16 protein-coding genes are annotated in these 17,041 nt (G+C 72.4%); 8 read left to right on the top strand and 8 right to left on the bottom strand.

Features of this window, described 5'->3' with window-relative positions:
- Nucleotides 1-5: 5 nt before the first annotated feature.
- From CLV67_RS12525 to CLV67_RS12510, 4 genes are all read right to left on the bottom strand, one after another.
- Nucleotides 6-968, bottom strand: a complete 963-nt coding sequence (locus CLV67_RS12525; RefSeq protein WP_106317678.1) for a hypothetical protein — start codon at nt 966-968, stop codon at nt 6-8.
- The gene (locus tag CLV67_RS12520) at nt 913-2,754 is read right to left on the bottom strand and encodes a glycosyltransferase family 2 protein (protein WP_106317676.1); all 1,842 of its coding nucleotides are present in this window, start codon (nt 2,752-2,754) and stop codon (nt 913-915) included. Before CLV67_RS12520 ends, CLV67_RS12525 begins: the two co-directional genes overlap by 56 nt.
- An 88-nt stretch (nt 2,755-2,842) precedes the next feature.
- Nucleotides 2,843-3,715, bottom strand: coding sequence for a Vgb family protein (locus CLV67_RS12515; protein WP_106317674.1), 873 nt, complete (start codon nt 3,713-3,715; stop codon nt 2,843-2,845).
- A 3-nt stretch (nt 3,716-3,718) separates the two neighbouring features.
- A complete protein-coding gene (locus tag CLV67_RS12510) occupies nt 3,719-4,474 on the bottom strand; it encodes a phosphotransferase enzyme family protein (protein WP_106317672.1) in 756 nt (251 codons plus the stop codon).
- A gap of 251 nt (nt 4,475-4,725) precedes the next feature.
- On the opposite strand from CLV67_RS12510, the gene CLV67_RS12505 reads away from it, so the two are divergent.
- Nucleotides 4,726-6,825: a galactose oxidase-like domain-containing protein gene (locus CLV67_RS12505; RefSeq protein WP_106317670.1), complete on the top strand. Its 2,100-nt coding sequence runs from the start codon at nt 4,726-4,728 to the stop codon at nt 6,823-6,825.
- On the opposite strand, the gene CLV67_RS12500 is transcribed toward CLV67_RS12505, so the two are convergent.
- A complete protein-coding gene (locus tag CLV67_RS12500) occupies nt 6,770-7,516 on the bottom strand; it encodes a GNAT family N-acetyltransferase (RefSeq protein ID WP_106317668.1) in 747 nt (248 codons plus the stop codon). The genes CLV67_RS12505 and CLV67_RS12500 overlap by 56 nt on opposite strands.
- An 18-nt stretch (nt 7,517-7,534) precedes the next feature.
- The gene (locus tag CLV67_RS12495; protein ID WP_106317666.1) at nt 7,535-8,131 is read right to left on the bottom strand and encodes a TetR/AcrR family transcriptional regulator; all 597 of its coding nucleotides are present in this window, start codon (nt 8,129-8,131) and stop codon (nt 7,535-7,537) included.
- Nucleotides 8,132-8,180: 49 nt separating this feature from the next.
- Here CLV67_RS12495 and CLV67_RS12490 point away from each other — a divergent pair, with 49 nt between their 5' ends.
- The gene (locus CLV67_RS12490; RefSeq protein ID WP_106317664.1) at nt 8,181-9,167 is read left to right on the top strand and encodes a DUF2867 domain-containing protein; all 987 of its coding nucleotides are present in this window, start codon (nt 8,181-8,183) and stop codon (nt 9,165-9,167) included.
- Here the strand turns inward: CLV67_RS12490 and CLV67_RS12485 are convergent.
- A complete protein-coding gene (locus tag CLV67_RS12485) occupies nt 9,134-9,724 on the bottom strand; it encodes a DinB family protein (protein ID WP_106317662.1) in 591 nt (196 codons plus the stop codon). The genes CLV67_RS12490 and CLV67_RS12485 overlap by 34 nt on opposite strands.
- Before the next feature lie 99 nt (nt 9,725-9,823).
- Here CLV67_RS12485 and CLV67_RS12480 point away from each other — a divergent pair, with 99 nt between their 5' ends.
- Genes CLV67_RS12480 through CLV67_RS12470 form a run of 3 tightly spaced genes read left to right on the top strand, consistent with a single transcriptional unit; the run spans nt 9,824 to nt 12,860 of the window.
- A complete protein-coding gene (locus tag CLV67_RS12480) occupies nt 9,824-10,759 on the top strand; it encodes an aminoglycoside phosphotransferase family protein (RefSeq protein WP_170153823.1) in 936 nt (311 codons plus the stop codon).
- Nucleotides 10,756-12,381 carry a hypothetical protein gene (locus CLV67_RS12475; RefSeq protein WP_106317660.1) on the top strand — a complete coding sequence of 542 codons (1,626 nt, stop codon included), beginning with the start codon at nt 10,756-10,758 and terminating at the stop codon, nt 12,379-12,381. Before CLV67_RS12480 ends, CLV67_RS12475 begins: the two co-directional genes overlap by 4 nt.
- The gene (locus tag CLV67_RS12470) at nt 12,378-12,860 is read left to right on the top strand and encodes an HAD domain-containing protein (RefSeq protein WP_106317658.1); all 483 of its coding nucleotides are present in this window, start codon (nt 12,378-12,380) and stop codon (nt 12,858-12,860) included. The genes CLV67_RS12475 and CLV67_RS12470 overlap by 4 nt, the downstream gene beginning before the upstream one ends.
- Nucleotides 12,861-12,912: 52 nt before the next feature.
- Here the strand turns inward: CLV67_RS12470 and CLV67_RS12465 are convergent, their stop codons facing one another.
- On the bottom strand, nt 12,913-13,620 hold the full coding sequence (locus CLV67_RS12465) for a hypothetical protein (protein ID WP_106317656.1): 708 nt from the start codon (nt 13,618-13,620) through the stop codon (nt 12,913-12,915).
- A 135-nt stretch (nt 13,621-13,755) separates the two neighbouring features.
- Here CLV67_RS12465 and CLV67_RS12460 point away from each other — a divergent pair, with 135 nt between their 5' ends.
- The 3 genes from CLV67_RS12460 to CLV67_RS12450 all read left to right on the top strand — a co-directional run bounded on the left by CLV67_RS12460 (nt 13,756) and on the right by CLV67_RS12450 (nt 17,034).
- Nucleotides 13,756-14,808: a sensor histidine kinase gene (locus CLV67_RS12460; RefSeq protein ID WP_106317654.1), complete on the top strand. Its 1,053-nt coding sequence runs from the start codon at nt 13,756-13,758 to the stop codon at nt 14,806-14,808.
- Nucleotides 14,805-15,470 (top strand): response regulator, encoded by a 666-nt coding sequence (locus tag CLV67_RS12455; RefSeq protein WP_106317652.1) that lies wholly within the window; start codon nt 14,805-14,807, stop codon nt 15,468-15,470. Before CLV67_RS12460 ends, CLV67_RS12455 begins: the two co-directional genes overlap by 4 nt.
- Before the next feature lie 139 nt (nt 15,471-15,609).
- The gene (locus CLV67_RS12450) at nt 15,610-17,034 is read left to right on the top strand and encodes a sensor histidine kinase (protein ID WP_170153822.1); all 1,425 of its coding nucleotides are present in this window, start codon (nt 15,610-15,612) and stop codon (nt 17,032-17,034) included.
- Nucleotides 17,035-17,041: the final 7 nt, after the last annotated feature.

Raw genomic sequence — 17,041 nt, 5'->3', positions numbered from 1 at the left:
ACCGGTCAGGGCGGCCAGGCGACGACCAGGGCGGCCTGGGCCACGGCGACGGCGGTCAGCGCCGCCCACACCCGGCGCGGCAGCCGCGGCCGCACCGCGGTCACCGCCACCGCCGTGTACAGCAGGTTGACCACCAGGGGCGGCTGGGCGACGCCGACGGCGACCAGCAGCGCCACCATCACCGGCGGCAGCAGGTAGGCCGGCAACGCGGCCCGCGCCCGCAGCGCCACCCCGGCGGCGACCGCCAGGTACAGCGGGGCGTGCAGCAGCCCGGACCCGGCGGCGGCAGCGCCACGGGCCAGGTCCAGAGCGTCCGGTGCCGGGGCCACGGCCCCGCCGTCGAGGACGGTCGCGCCGAAACGCCACTGCACGTACAGCCAGCCCAGGTAGAGGGCGATGCTCGGAAAAGCCAGCACCGCCAGGATCGCGGTGGTCGCCGACACCTGCCGCGCCCACGCGCCGGCCACGAACGGCACCGCCGCCGCCAGCGCCGCGGCGTAACCCAGGGTCGCCAGGTCGCAGGCGGCGGCCAGGGCCAGGGTGATGCCGGCGACGAACCCGCCGAGGGTGTTGGCGTCGCGCACGAACCGCAGGTAGCCGCCGAGCGCGACGGTGACCAGCACCAGCCCGATGACCGTGGACAGGTCCCAGCGGTCGACCGGCACGGCCCAGAAGATCGCCAGGACGGGGGCGGCGACCAGCAGTGCCGCGGCGGGGCCGGGGACCTGGCGGCGGGTCAGCCGGCCGACCAGGACGTGGCACATCAGGCCGGCGGCGGCGGCGGCCAGCAGGTGCACCCAGCCGGTGCCGAACCGGTCCAGCAGCGGCCCGGCGACGTGCTGCTCGCGGGCCTGCACGACCAGCAGGAGCGGCAGCGGCAGGATCAGCAGCGCCCGCGGCCACCGCCAGCGGTCACTGGACAGCCGCAGGCGCGGGGTGGGCGCGAGCGGGAGCGACGCTGAGGCCATGGGTGGTCTTCTCCCAGTAGTGCGGCTTGGTGATCAGCTGCCAGACGGCCTTGTACGCGGCGATCGCGTGCAGCAGCCAGTACAGCGGATTGAGCAGCGCCCACAGCATCAGTCCGTAGCGGCGGCGGCGGAACGCGCCCATCATCGCCAGGTACACCATGGTCGCGTTGCCGACGATCAGGTTGAACACGCCGAACAGCAGCACCCAGTCGGGGAAGAACTGACCGATCGGCAGATCCGGTGACAGCAGCGACAACCCGAAGATCAGGTACAGGGGCGGGGTGAGCAGGAACGACGCCGGTGTCCCGCCGATCAGCAGGACGAACGACAGGCTCTGCTTCCAGCCGGCGCCGCGCACGATCGTGCCGGGCTGGCGCAGGTGCACCAGCAGGGTCTGCAGGTAGCCCTTGATCCAGCGGGAACGCTGGCGGATCCAGTTGCCGACGGCCCGGTTCGCCTCCTCGAAGGTGGTGCTGTTGATGACGGTGACCCGGTAGCCGAGCACGGCGGCGCGGATGCCGAGGTCGGCGTCCTCGGTGACGTTGAACGGGTCCCAGCCGCCCAGTTTGCGCAGCGCGCGTACCCGGAAATGGTTGGAGGTGCCGCCCAGCGGGATCGGCAGTCCCAGATCGTCGAGGCCGGGCAGCATGTAGTCGAACCAGAACGAGTACTCGAGCGTGAACATGCGGGTCAGGGCGTTGTCGTCGACGTTCCAGTAGTTGAGGGCGGCCTGCACGCAGGCGGTGTCCTCGCCGGCGCGGCGGAACGCGACGACGGCCTTCTTCAGCTGGTCGGGTTCGGGGCGGTCCTCGGCGTCGTAGATGACGACGTACTCGCCGCGGGCGAAGAACAGGCCCACGTTGCAGGCTTTCGGTTTCGTCTTCGGCAGCCGGTCGGGGACGATGACGAACCGGACGGTGGCCGGTGGTGCGGCGGCGCGGGCGGCGGCGATGGTCTCGGTGTCGTCCTCCTCCATCAGCAGCAGGATCTCGAGCCGGTCGCGGGGGTAGTCGAGGTCTTTGAGGTTGTTCATCAGGTCGGCGACGATGTTGGCCTCTTTGTAGACCGGCACGAGCACCGTGTAGACGGGCAGGTCGTGGTCGCCGAGCGCGGCGACCTCCTCGGCGGTGATCGTCTCGTGCTGTTCGTGCTGGGCGCCGCGCAGGCACACGACGAACTTGAACACCACACTGATCAGGAAGAACACGCTGATCAGCATCGAGGTGACGGTGAGGGTGGCGACCGGGTCGATGTTGATGCTGGCGACGAAGCCGGCGAGCAGCAGCCCGAGGACCCACGCCTGCCGGGCGTAGAGGACCTTGCGGGCCGACTGCGCGGCCGAGCGGCGCCACAGGCCGGTGGTCGCGTCGTCGACGAGGCGTTCGCGGAACGAGCGGTGCACGGCCTGGTCGATGTCCCAGTCGGTGGTGACGGCCTGGGTGATCCGCGCCCCGACGGCGGCCTCGATCGTGCGGGCCCGGTCGGGGGAGGGTTTCTCGGCGGTGGCGATGAGGATCCGGCCGTCGCTTTCGCGGCGCACCGGTACCCAGCCCGCCTGGACCAGGTCGGTCGGGTCGTGTTCGGTGAGCAGGCCGGGGTCCAGTTCGACGTCGGTCAGGTCGAGGAACGGCAGGCCCCACTGCTCGGCCAGCAACTCGTACAGGTCCAGGCGGCGCACCAGGCCGCTGGTGATCAGGATCGCGCCGAGGCGCGAGCCGGTGGCCTCCTGCACCTGCAGCGCTTCCGCCATCTGCCCTGGGGTGATGACCCCGCGGGAGACCAGCATGTCACCGAGCGTCGCCGGCGGCGCTTGTACTGATCGCACCACACCGTGAAGATCGGCCGGCCCGGCGGATCGCTTAGCCGGGCCGGGGTCAGACCGTGACGCGGGCCAGGAAGCCGTTCTCCAGCGCCACCCACACCGCGCCGTCCGGCCCGGCGGTCAGGCCGTGCGGCTCGCTGCCGGGAGTCGGCAGGTCGAAGGACTCCACGACACCGTCGGTGGTGATCGCGCTGATCCGGTTGCCGGCCCACTCGGTGAGCCACAGCCGGCCGCCGGGGCCGGTCGTGATCGCGTGCGGGCGCCCCGCCCGGTCCGGCAGCGGGAACTCGGTGATCTCACCGTCACCGGTGATCCGGCCGGCCTGCCCGGCGAGGATCTGCACGAACCAGACCGCCCCGTCGGGCCCGGCCGTGATACCGACCGGGCCGGACTGCGCGGTGGGCAGCTCGAACACGGTGATCTTGTGGTCGGGGCCGATCCGGCCGACCGCGTTGGCCTGGTTGAGGGTGAACCACAGCGACCCGTCACCGGCCGCGGTGATCGCCGAGGCGAACAGGCCCGCGCCGGGCAGCGGGAACTCGGTGATCTCCCCGCCGGTGGTGATCCGGCCGATCCGGTCGGCGGCCGACTCGGTGAACCACAGGGCGCCGTCCGCACCCGCGACGATCCCGAACGGTCCCGCCGCAGGTGCCGGCAACGCGAATCTGCTCACCCGGCCGGCCGTGGTGATCCGGCCGATCTCGTGCGAGCGGTAGCAGGTGAACCACAGGGCGCCGTCCGGGCCCGGTGCGATGATCGTCGGCCCGGCGCCCGGATCGACGTCGAAGGTCACCGGCTCGCCGCCCGGCGCGAGCCTGCCGATGCGGCCACTGTGCACGAGGGTGAACCACAACGCGCCGTCCGGGCCGGTCGTCACCGCGTACGGCCCGGCACCCACCGGATACTGCTCGATCGTCACAGACATGTACTACCTTTCGTCTTCTGTCAGCCGGCCGGTGTTCGCGCTGATCCACGCCGCGTCACACCGGTACAGGGCGACGTGGGGATGCAGATGTTCGTGGCCATCGGCGGCGCGGGCGGCGGTGAACGCGGCCAGATCGTGCAGGCGCGTCACCGCCACGGCCACCACCTGTGCCGGTGACGGCCCGCCACCGTAGGTGTCGCACAGCAGCCGCAGCCGCCGGGCCCGCTCGGTACGGCCACTGCGGATCGTCTCGGCGTTGGCCGGGTCGGTCAGCGGCACCAGCCGGTACGCCAGATAGGCCAGATCCCACACCCGCGGGCCGGGCGACGCCGTGTCCCAGTCGATCACCCCGGTCAGGTCGTGGCCGGTGAAGACCATGTTGTACGCAGCGAAGTCGTTGTGACAGATCACCTCGACCGGCTCGTGCACCGGAATCCGCCACACCGCGCCGCCGGTGCCGAACCCGGCGCTCGCGGCGTGCAGCCGGGCCAGCAGCCGGGCGGCCGCGACGAGGATGCCGTCGTGCCACACCCACGGCGGCAGGTCGCCGTCCAGGACGTCACCGGGCAGATAGGACGTGACGTCGCGGCCCGCGTCGTCGACGCCGAGCGGCTCGGGAACCTCGCTCACGCCGTGGGCGCGCAGGTGGGCCAGCAGCCGCTGGATCGTGGGCGTCCACGGCCCGGCCGGGCGGCGCACCGTGTCGCCGGCACGAACCGCGCCGCCCATGTTGCCCCCGGAAAGCGTCTGCTCGTGCATTGATCCATTATGAGCACTCCTGGCCGTTCGGCTGAACCGGGCGCGCCCTAAAGTGCCACCAATCAATATTGATGGTCCACTTAGTCAACGTTATGGTAAGCACACTGAACACTGACGGGGGCGGCACGAGATCAATTAACGGGGATGAGCCGGTTCGCATTTCGCGTGCGATATTTGCTTGATGCAGAAAATGTCCCGGACTCGCTGTCGCAAGCAACAGCTGCTTGAGATCGGTGAAGGGACGAAATCCCATGCGCCTGCGCCGCGCATTAGTCGCGTCATGCCTTTTATCCGCATCATTCCTGGTCGCCACTGCGAATACACCCGCGGCCGGCGCGCACGCCGGCCACCCGCACACCCACGAACACGCCGGCGCCCACGCGCACGGCGCCGAGGACGACGCCGAACACCGCGCCCAGGACCTGGTCGGCGTCCCGCTGCACGAGATCGAGAAGAGCACCGCCGACAACGCCGCGCGCATCGCGCGCCAGACCGGCCGGCAACCCGGCAAAGCCCAGTCCAAAGTGCAGGCCGACGCCGACCCGGGCGTCTCCGGGGCGTGGAGCGCGGTGCTGCCCACCGAGGTGGTGCCGGTGTTCACCGCCGTGCTGCCCAACGGCAAGGTGCTGATCTGGGACTCGGTCGGTGACAACCCCACCGAGAGCTACCCGGACCACAGCTTCACCCGGGTGATGGTGTGGAACCCGGCCGACGACAGCCACCGGCGCGTGGACCTGCAGGGCGCCAACCTGTTCTGCGCCGGATTCGCGCACCTGCCCAACGGCAACATCCTCATCGCCGGCGGCAACGCCAACGCGGCGATGGACGGTATCGTGCGCACCTACGTCTTCAACTGGCAGACCGAGACGTTCACCCGCGGCCAGGACATGGCCGGCGCCCGCTGGTACCCGTCGGTCGCCGAGACCGCCAACGGCGAGGAGGTGATCATCGGTGGTGGGCCGACGACCGCCGAGGTCTACCAGGCCAACGGCGCGATCCGGTCGCTGACCGGCTTCACCAGGTACGGCGCGCGGGTCTACCCGTTCCTGGTGTCACGCCCCGACACCCAGCTGGCGCTGATCGGGCCGACCAACCCCGGCTACACGATCAACACCGCCGGCACCGCGGCGATCACCGGCACCGCCGACCGCGACACCATCAACCGCCAGTACGGCAGCTTCGTCACCTACGACGTCGGCAAGACCCTGGTCGTCGGCGGCGGCGCGCTCACCGAGGGCGGCGTGGCCAACGTGCCGACCAAGACAGCGGTCGTCGTCGACACCAACGCCGGCCTCAACCCGACGGTCGCCGCGACCGGATCGATGTCGACCGGACGCCGCCAGCACAACGCCACCGTGCTGGCCGACGGATCGGTGCTGGTCACCGGCGGCTACAACAGCGGCGCCGGACTCGTCGACCTGGCCAAGGCCGTCTACGCCGCCGAACGCTGGGACCCGGTGACCGGGCAGTGGACCGCGCTGGCCGGCGCCGACCGGGCCCGGCAGTACCACTCGACGGCCGCGCTGCTGCCCGACGGGCGGGTGCTCACCGGCGGCGGCGGCATCTGCAGCGACTGCCAGAAGGTCGGCTACCTGGAGAAGAACATCGAGTACTACAGCCCGCCGTACCTGTTCAAGAAGGACGGCAGCGGCCAGCTCGCCGCCCGGCCGGTCATCTCCGCCGCACCCGCCGCCATCGGCATCAACCTGCCGTTCACCATGACCAGCCCGCAGGCCGCGAACATCCGCAAGGTCGCGCTGATCTCCTACGCCGACGTCACCCACAGCGTCGACCAAGGCCAGCGTTACATCCCGCTACGGTTCACCGTCTCCGGCACCACCCTCAACGTCACCGGCCCGCAGACCGGCGGCGTCGCCCCGCCCGGGCAGTACATGCTGGTCGTCACCGACAACGCCGGCGTGCCGTCGGTGGCCCGCAACATCGGAGTCAACAAGGGTTACATGCCGGTGATGAGCCCGATGAAGAACAGCACCGGCCGCTGCCTGGACCTGCCCGCCTCCAACCTGGCGCCGCGCACCTACGTGCAGACCTACAACTGCAACACCAGCAAGGCCCAGGCCATCACCCGGCTGTTGTACGACTCCTCGATCCGGATCCTGGGCAACTGCCTCGACATCCCGAACCAGAGTTTCGTCAACGGCACCCGGATCTGGATGTGGGGCTGCAACACCAGCGTCGCCCAGGACTGGGAGTACCGCATCGACGGCACGATCCGGCCGATCCGCAACACGGCCCTGTGCCTGACCGCGGCGTCCAGCGCCAACAGCGCCCAGATCAAGCTGGCCACCTGCTCGGCGCCACCGGCGGCGCTGCAGAAGTGGACCTGGTGACGGCGGTCAGGGTGTGCCACGTCGCCATGGTCCGCACCGTGAACCCCAGTGACTCGTAGAGAGCACGGCCCGCCTCGGTCGCCACGAGGGTGAACTCGTGATCGGGGCGGGCCGCGATCGCCGCCGACAGCACCGCCCGGCCCAGGCCCCTCGACCGGTGTGCGGACAGCGTGGCCAGCCAGTACAGGCCGGTGGCGTGGCCGTCGTCGTAGGTGTAGGCCGCGGCGGCCGGCTCGCCGTTGCGGTACGCCAGCCACACCCGCCAGCCCGGCAGGTCCAGCACCTGCGGCGGCAGCGCCTGTCCCCGTACCCAAGGCTGAAGCTGGGGGAAGGGAAAACCGTCGACCATGACCCGTTCCGCGTCGGCGAGCGCGGCCGGATCACGCACCTCGATCACCGGCACCGCCGGCGCACCGGGTGGCGGGCCGGGCGGCCGGTTCATCACCGGCATGCACATGGCACGCGCCGACGCGAACAGCGGCGAGGCGTCCGGGCTGGTGAACACGTCCTCGACGACGACCGTGCCGGCGCGGTCCAGCGCGGCGATCCCGGCGACGGTGGCCGCGTCCGGTGGCTCGAGCAGGATCACCCGGGTCGCGACCGGCCGGTCGACGCGCAGCAGGCGGTCGTCGAGGTGCGCCGCCGGGAACCGGGCTGTCCACATCGCCACCGCGTTACGCAGGTAGATCACGCCCGGCAGGTTAGCCGATCAGCGTGCCGTCAACAGGCCGATGATCCGGTCCACATACCTGCCGCGCTCAGCGTCGCTGCCCGGCACCACCTCCGGCGTGGCGTGCGCCAGCTGCGCATGCCCCAGATAGGCGCTGACGGCCAGCAACGCCCGGTGCCGGGCCTCCTCGGGCGGCAGGCCCAGACCTTCGAAGAGCTCGGCGGTGTACGCGACGCGCCGCGCCGTGACCCGGGCCAGCACCGGCGCCACGTGCGGATGGCCGGCGGTGGCCAGCATCGCCAGCTCGATGGAGTCGGCGCCCGGGATGGTCGTCGACCCGATCACCACGGCGATCAGCGCCCGCAGCTTCGACAGCGGGTCCGGCTGCGCCTCGACCTCGGCGATCACCGCCTCGGTGTGCTCGGCCTCCCAGCGCTGCAGGGCCGCGGCGATCAGCGCGTCCCGGCTGGCGAAATGCCAGTAGAAGCTGCCCTTGGTCGCGCCGAGGCCGGCGGCCAGCGGTTCCACGGCCACCGCCGCCAGCCCGCCGCGGCCGATCGCGGCGAGCGCGGCGGCGGTCCAGTCGCCGGCAGTGAGCCTGGTCGCTGTCTGTTTGCGGGTGCGGCGTCCAACCATTTCCATACGGTACGGTACGGACAAACATACGCCACCGTATGGAGGAGTCATGGCCGTCATCGACAACATCCACGAACGGATCCTCGCCACCCCGGCCGCCGACGCCGGGCGCCTGCTGGACCGCCTCGGCGCGCCCGGCGACCCGCTCTGGCCGTCACCGACCTGGATCCCGATGCGTTTCGACCGGCCCCTCGCGGTCGGCGCCGACGGCGGCCACGGCCCGGTCCGCTACCACGTCACCGCCTACGAGCCCGGCCGACGCATCGAATACACCTTCCACCCGCGCATCGGCCTGACCGGCACCCACACCGCCGAGATCCTCGACCACGGCCCCGGCAGCTGCGTGCTGCGCCACCGCCTGGTCGCCACCCCCACCGGCCGGATGCGGCTGCTGTGGCCGGCCCTGATCCGCGTCTGTCACGACACCGTCGTGGAACACCTGCTCGACAACGCCGAACACGCCGTCACCGGCACCGTCGCCCAGCCCGTGCGCTACGGCCGGCGCGCGCGGCTCGCGGTCGCGGCCGAAAGCGTGCGGCTGCGGACCGTACCCGTACCGGAAAACGCCCTTGCACTGCACGCCGCGCTGCCGCACCCCGACCTCGCCGACGCCTACGCCGCGCGCGTCCCGCCGGGCACCACCCCCGACCCGCAGGCCTGGGCCGACGCGATCTTCCGTGACCCGCCGGCCGCCGTGACCGCCCTGCTACGGCTGCGCAACGCCGTCGTCGCGCCGTTCGGCATCGAACGCGGCGACCGCAGCGCCTTCGACACCCTCACCCGCACCGACCGGGAAGTGCTGCTCGGCACCGACGCCGGCCACCTCGACTTCCGGGCGAGCGTCCTGGTCGAACCCGACGACGACGGCACCACGATCACCCTGTCCACCCACGCGACCGCCCGCAGCGCGAGCGGCCGCGCCTACCTCGCCCTCGTCAGGCTGTTGCACCCGGTCGTCGTCAGGGCCATGCTGCGCCGTGCCGCCCGCAACGCCGTCGCCCCTCAGACCTCGCGGAACGTCTCCGCGACCTTCTGAAGCCGATCCCGGTAACCCGACCACCAGGCCGCGTCACCCTCGGGAAGGTTGCCGATGTCGCGGCGCATCCCGGCGGCACCGTCGATGAGCTCCCGGACGATGTCGGCGTGCCCGGCGTGCCGGTGCGTCTCGGCGGTCACGTGCACCAGGATCTGATGCAACGTCACCTCGGCGTCGGCCTGCGGCCACCACGGCACCCGGCCGGTCGCGTCCAGCTCCAGTTGCTCGAACGTCTCGTCGGCGTGCGCCCACACCCGCCGGTAGAAGCCGACGACCTGATCCCGGGACTCCCCGGCGGTGGCCCACATGTCGGCGTTCGGCTCCGCGTCGTCCTCCCACCCGGGCAGCACATCGGCCAGCGGCCGGCCGAACGTGTCCCCGAAATAGCCGACCTCGACCAGCGCCGCGTGCTTGACCAGGCCCAGCAGATTCGTGCCGGTCGGCGTCAGCGGGCGCCGCAGGTCGTAGTCGCCGAGCCCGTCCAGCTTCCACAGCAACGCGTCCCGCGCCACCTGCAGATAGTGCCGCAGGTCAGACTTCGGATCCGAAACGGTCATGCGTCTTCCTCCCGTGGACGAACATGAAACACCACGACATCCTTGCCGGTACGGGAAAACGGGTTGCCGCGGGGGAGCAGGACCGGACAGATTGTCCCGGTGACCACCGAAGCGGACACCGTGCCCCTGCCCGATCGCCGCCTGATCGACGCAGACGTCGTGCGCCGCCTGATCGCCGCCCAGTTCCCGCAGTGGGCCGGCCTGCCCGTGCGTCCCGTGGCCGTCAGCGGCTGGGACAACCAGACCTTCCACCTCGGCGACACCATGTCCGTACGGCTACCGACCGCCCACGAGTACTCCCTGGCCGTCGCGAAGGAACACCGCTGGCTGCCGGTCATCGCCGCCCAGGTGCCGCTGCCGATCCCGGTCCCGATCGCCCAGGGCGAACCCGGCGAGGGTTTCCGGTTCGACTGGTCGGTCTACGAGTGGATCGACGGCAGCCCGGCCCGCCCCGGCACGATCACCGACCTCACCGCGTTCGCCACCGACGTGGCCGGCTTCCTCGTCGCGCTACGACAGGTCGACCCGGCCGGCGCTCCGCAACCGGGCCTGCACAACTGGTTCCGCGGCGGCCCGCTGGCCCGGTACGCGCCCGCCGCCCGCCACGCCGCCGGCACCCTCGGCGACCGGATCCCGGCAGCGGCCGTCGCCGCGGTCCTGGACTCCGCACTCGAACCGACCTGGGACGGGCGGCCGGTGTGGTTCCACGGCGACATCGCCCCCGGGAACCTGCTGGTCCGCGACGGTGCGCTGGCCGCGGTCATCGACTTCGGAACCTCCGGCGTCGGCGACCCGGCCTGCGACCTGGCGATCGCCTGGACGATGCTGACCGGTCAGAGCCGTACGGCGTTCCGCGACCGGCTCGGCGCCGACGCCGGCACGTGGGCCCGCGGCCGCGGCTGGGCCCTGTGGAAGGCCCTGATCCTGCTCGCCGACGCGGTCGAGGACGACGACCCGCGGGAGGCCGCCGAGCAGCACCGCATCATCACCGAGATCCTGCACGACCACGCCGTGACCGGATCACCGCCACGATGACCGTGCCCCCGGCCCGCATCGACCGGGTCCTCGGCGACGGACCGTTCCGCGAGATCGGCCTGCCCCGCGTCACCGCCACCTCACCCGACCGGACCCTGATCGCGGTCGGCGGCGCCCACGTCGCCGCGCAGTGGCACGGCCGGGCGGTCGGCAGCCGGTCCCGGCCGCGCCCCGGCCGGCATCCGGTCGCCGTGCACCGGACCGCCGACCTGGCCTGCCTCCACCACACCACCACCGGCTGGCCGGTCAACGCCCTGGCCTTCCACCCCACCCGGCCGCTGCTGGCCATCGGCGCCGGCGCCTACGACGGCGGCTACCTGCACGAGGGCGAACTGCTGCTGCTCGACCTGAGCACCGGCGACACCGTGTCGCTGCTGCAGTACCCCCGCGAGGTCCGGCAGATCACCTGGCGCGACCCGGACACCCTCGACCTGGTGCTGGCGATCCCCTGCGACGACGACCAGCACGAGGGCGGCAGCACCTCCCTGGCCTGCTCGCTGCGCCGCGACGACTGGGACCGGCCCGCCACCGGCATGCTGCGGGTGCCCTACGCAGAGGCACCCCACGCCGACCCGCCCGGCCCCGACCCGGCCGCCGCCGCCGACGCCGTGCGGCGGCTCAGCCCCGGCTGGGCGCCACGCCGCGCGGTCTGGGCGGTCGAAGGCCTCGCCGACGGCCGGATCCTCGCCGCGCACGAAGGCGTCGCCCTGGAATGCTGGGCACCGGCATCCGCAGACCCGGACTGGCAGGTCACGGCCGGCGGCACCGGCTACCAGGTCCACGTGGCTCCCGGCGGCCGCACCGCGCGCGTGCTGACTCAGGCATCCCGCGCCGGCCGGCGCACCCTCGCACCGAGCCTCGTCCAGGACGTCGACCTCGACGACGGGCGCGTCCTGTCGACCCGGCAGGCGGCCACACCCGCGATCATGGTCGGCCGGGCCGACGGCCGGTGGGCGCTGCGCGGCACCGGCTTCGACGCGGACGCCTGGGCCGGTGAGGTCACGCTGATCCAACCGGATGAGGTGACCGTCCGGGAGCTGGGCCGCTACGACCTGTTCAACCACTACTTCGACATCCGGTACGCCCCTGACCTGCTGTTCCTCAAAGGCCGGGGCGACAAGCCCTGGGCACGCAAAAGGGTCGTGGCCGTGGACACGCCGGCCGGGCAGATCCGCGAACTGTTCCCGCTCGAGTGGGACCCCGCCCGTGGCGGCCACCTGTCCGGCGGGTGCGGCGCCTACCTCGACGACCGGGACGGTCCGGCGATCGTGCACACCGGTGAGGTCCACAACGGCCGGGGACCGCTGCCCGGCAACGCGTTCGTGGTGCGCCGTGCCTACCCGAGCGGGCAGGCACGGTGGGTGTTCACCGCCGACAGCCAGGCCACCGCCCTCGACGCGGACGCCGAGCACGTCTACGTCACGTTCAACTCCGGTGAGCTGGTGATCCTGCGCACGGCCGACGGCACGGCCGTCTCCCGGCAGCATCTGCGCGTCGGCGGCCACCCGGTCGTGCCGCTGTCGCTGGCCCGCGCCGGCGCCGGCCGGCTCGCGATCGGCACCCTGGACGGCCGCGTCCTCGACTGCCGCGTCTGGCGCGAGCCGATACGGTGCCGGACATGACCGACCGCCCCCTGATCTTCCTCGACGTCGACGGGCCGCTGATCCCGTTGCGGGCCCGGCCCGGCACCCCGCCCGGACCACCCGCACCGGACGCGTCCGGGCACCCGCTGATCCACCGCCTCGACCCCGCCGACGGGCCACGGCTGCAGGCCCTCGGCGGTGACCTCGTGTGGGCGACCACCTGGATGGACACCGCCAACGAACTGCTCGCACCCCGGCTCGGGCTGCCGCGGCTGCCGGTCGTCGCGTTCGGCGACGACGACAATACGTCCCACGGCGGCCTGCACTGGAAGACCGCAACGATCATCGACTGGGCCCGCGGGCGGCCGTTCGTGTGGCTCGACGACGAACTGACCGGAACCGACCGGCACTTCATCGCCGACCACCATCCGGGCCCCGCCCTGGCACACCGCGTCGACGGCCACCTCGGACTCACCGGCGAGGACTACCGGCAGGTCGCCGCCTGGCTGCGGACCTGACACCCCACGAGAGCTCAGACGATCGCAGGCGCTCTGCACAGTCCACCCATGGTCACCCGAGCCTGCCGAGGACCACCGAACCCGCCACCGCCAGGACCAGCAGCGGCACCGTGCGCAGGACCGCACGCCGTGACGGCCGGGCGGCCTCGCGCAGGATGGCCACCCCGAGCGGCACCAGCGCCACCGCAAGCCCGGCGACCTGCACCACCGACGCCCACGTGCTGCCCTTGAGAACCCCGATCATCAAACCCGACATCAAGGCCAGGGCGATCGCGTACGGCAGCCGCAGCGTCCCGGACAGATAGCAGCCGGCCGCCAGCACGATCCAGCCCGCCATCACCGGCAGCGACAGGCTCGACACGACCCACTCCGGATAGCGGTAGTAGGCGCCGACCGCCTGCTGCGCCACCGGCACCCCATGACTGCCGGCCAGCGAGAACGCGAACGTGTTCACGCCGTAGTGGAAAGCCCGCGCGAACAGGCCGAACATCACCAGGGCACCGCCCCACACCGCCCAGCCCGGCCGGGTGGCGCCGACCCGCACGGCGACCGTGACGACGCCCGGCCACAGCATGACCGTGCCGAGCAGGAACAGCGCGTACGCCGTACCCCAGAGCAGGGGTTGCCGCTGGTGGGCATCGAGCTGATCGGGATAGAAGAACGGCACGCCGAGCCGCAGGACACTGCCCGCGAGCAGCAGCAGAGGCCCGGTGATCAGGGACACGCCGCCCAGCCACGGGCCGGGAAAGGTGAACGTCATGCCGGGAGACTCTGCCGCCGCCCGGCGGCCCGGCACATCGGCCCACGGAACGCACCCGCGGGCCCGCCGCTCATACCGGGGGATGACCCACCGTGGTCTGATGGCGGCAACGGCCGCCCTCGATAGGCTCGGCCCGTGACCAGGATCCGAGGACCAGCCGCCGACACGGTCGCGGCCGTCGCCGTTCTCGCCGTGTGCGCCGTCGCGGCGCAGGAGACCGGCCCGACGGCCTGGTGGCAGTGGCTGCTGGTCTGCGCCGTCGCCGCGGGTGTCGCCGTGCGCCGCCGGTGGGCGCTGCCCGCCGCGCTGGTGACATTCGCCGCGTCCGGTGCCGTCCTGGCGTCCGGCGTGATCGCGCCCCATGCCGCACCCGGCCTGTACGCCGCCGTGGCGCTGACCCAGTATGCCGTGGCCGCCGCCCTGCCACCGTCGCGGTCGGTTCCGGAACTCGTCGCCGCGACCGGCGCCGCCGCGGCCCTCGGGCCGCGCTGGCCCACGGCAGCGGCGATGGCCGCGCTGACCGTCGCGGTCTCCTGGGCGGCAGGCCGGCTGGTCCGCCACCGCCGGCACCTCGCCGAACACCTCTTCCAGGAACGCACCGCCCGCGCGGTGACCGAGGAACGGCTACGCATCGCCCGCGACATGCACGACACCGTCGCCCACAGCCTCAGCATGATCGCGATGAAGGCCAGCGTCGCGCGGCACGTCGCCGGCGTACGCCCCGAGGAGAGCGGCCACGCCCTTGAGGTCATCGAAACCGCGAGCCGGGAGGCGCTGCTCGAGATGCGCCGCACGATCGGCCTGCTGCGCGCCGACGACGACCACGATCTGCGGACCCTGACCGACGGCGCCGAGCAGGCCGGGCTGCGGGTGCGGGCCAGCATCCACGGCGAGGAGAAGCTGCCGGCCGGGGTACGCCTGAGCGTGTACCGCATCGTCCAGGAGTCACTGACCAACGTGATCCGCCACGCGCAGGCCACCTGCTGCACCGTCGAGGTGACCGCGTCGGCGGACGCGGTCACCGTCCAGATCGCCGACGACGGCACCGCCACCCCCGCCCACGGGATGACCGGCTACGGGCTGCGCGGCATGCGCGAACGCGTCACCGGCCACGGCGGCGACCTGCACGCCGGACCCCGCGACGGCGGCGGATTCGTGGTCACGGCGACGATCCCGTACCGGCCATGACCGACCCGATCCAGGTCCTCATCGCCGACGACCAGACCCTGCTGCGCGACAGTTTCCGGGTCCTGCTCGACGCCACCCCCGGCTTCACCGTCGTCGGCGAGGCCGGCACCGGCCGCGACACCGTCAGCCTGGCCCTGCAACGGCGGCCGCACGTGGTGCTGATGGACGTCAGCATGCCCGACATGACCGGTATCGAGGCCACCGCCGAAATCTGCCGGCAGACCACCGGCATCCGCGTGCTGATCCTCACCACGTTCGACCTCGACGAATACGTGTACGGGGCGTTACGCGCCGGCGCCAGCGGCTTCCTGCTCAAGGACGCCACCGCCGCCGACCTGGTCGCCGCGATCCGGATCGTCGCCGCCGGCGAGGCACTGCTCGCCCCCACCGTCACGCGCCGGCTGATCGCCGCGTTCGGTGCCCAGCCGCGCCCGTCGCAGGTCTTCCACCGCGCCCTCGACGGCGTCACCGACCGGGAACGCGAGATCCTGACCCTGATCGCCCGCGGCCTGTCGAACACCGACATCGCCGCCCACCTGACCCTGAGCCTGGCCACCGTCAAGTCCCACGTCGGCCGGCTGTTGACCAAACTCCACGCCCGCGACCGGGCCCAGCTCGTCGTGGTCGCCTACGAGACCGGCCTGGTCACCGCCGCAAAATGACGTCACCGACGCCGCCCGCGTCGGCAACGGTATGCCCGGCATCTCCGGACCGGACCCGACCACGGGCACCGCCCCGCACGTACGCCTATCTGTCTTTCGGCAGTGTCGCGCGGCACCCGCGGCCCGTACGGTCGCCGGGGTGAAGCGCGCGACGATCAACGCAACGACTGCCGGCGTACGGGCTGCCGACCCGGGACTCCTTCTGATCGGGGCCGCGGTCGTGTTCTGCGGTCTGAGCATGGTGAGCGGGTGGTGGTCGCTGCCGGCCCTGGTCACGGCGTTCCTGGCCGGACGGCACCCGGGGCGGACGGGACCGGCGGTGCTCGCGCTGGTGGCGGTGCTCTCCGCCGGCGTGGTGGTCTTCTCGGTCGTGCCCGGCTGGCTGCCGCTGGCCGGCCGGTTCCTGATCGTGTTCGTCGCCGGCACGATGACGCCATGGTTCGTGGGACGGTTCTGGCGCCAGTATCAGGACCTGGTCCGGGCCGGTTGGGACCGGGCCGGGCAGGCGCAGCGTGAACAGCGGCTGGTCGCCGAGCAGGCCCGGCTGCAGGAACGGGCGCGGATCGCCCAGGACATGCATGACCTCCTCGGCCACGACCTGAGCTTGATCGCGTTGTCCGCGGGCGCGCTGAAACTGGCGCCCGGCCTGGAGGATCAGCATCGCCGAGCCGCCGCAGACATCAGGGCCCGAGCCGGAGCCGCGGTGGAACGACTCGGCGAGGTGATCGGCGTCTTGCGTGAGCGGACCGACAGCGTCCCCGTGGACGTGGACAGCCCCGATCTCGCGGCGCTGACGGCTGCGGCTTGCGCATCGGGGCTGATGGTGGAACTGCACATCGACGGCACGGCGGGCGATCTGCCGCCGATGGCCGAGCGGGCCATGCATCGGGTCGTGCGGGAAGCGCTGACCAACGTGGCCAAACACGCGCCCGGAACGACGGCGACCGTTTCCGTGACGCACACGGCGACCGAGACGACGGTCGTGGTGGAGAACGGCCCGCCACGGTCACCGGCCGGCGTGCAGGTCCCGCCCCGCGGCGGCGGGCGTGGTCTGGTCGGCCTCGCCGAACGGATGCGGCTGGTCGGCGGCACCCTCGACCACGGCCCGCACCGTGGAGGTTTCGCCGTCACCGCGCGGATCCCGCAGATCCCGGCGCCACCGCCGGTGACCCCGTGGACGGACCCGGCGCTGCCGCGGGAACATCGCCGCGCCCGGCGGCGGGCAGGCCGGGCCCTGGTCATCGCGGTCATGGTTCCGCTGGTCACCGGTGGCCTGCTGAGCGGGGCCCTGGCGGGCTGGGAGACGCTGTCCGCGTCACAGGCGGTCCTGGACCCGGGCGACTACGCCCGCCTGCGGATCGGGCAGGATCGTTCCGAGGTGGAGCGTTTCCTGCCGGACAGGCAGACACGCTACCGGCCGCTGACCGCCGGGCCGACCGACCAGGGACTGACGTGCGAGTACTACGCGATGACGGCCGACCGCTTCGACGACCGCTCCGGCGATGCGTACCGGCTCTGCTTCCGCGACGGCGTGCTGGTGTTGCGGGACACGGTCACGCCGTGAGCCGCCG

This window comes from Actinoplanes italicus (assembly GCF_003001815.1).
GTDB classification, from domain to species: Bacteria; Actinomycetota; Actinomycetes; order Mycobacteriales; family Micromonosporaceae; genus Actinoplanes; species Actinoplanes italicus.
This window is presented reverse-complemented; position numbering and strand designations above follow the sequence as displayed.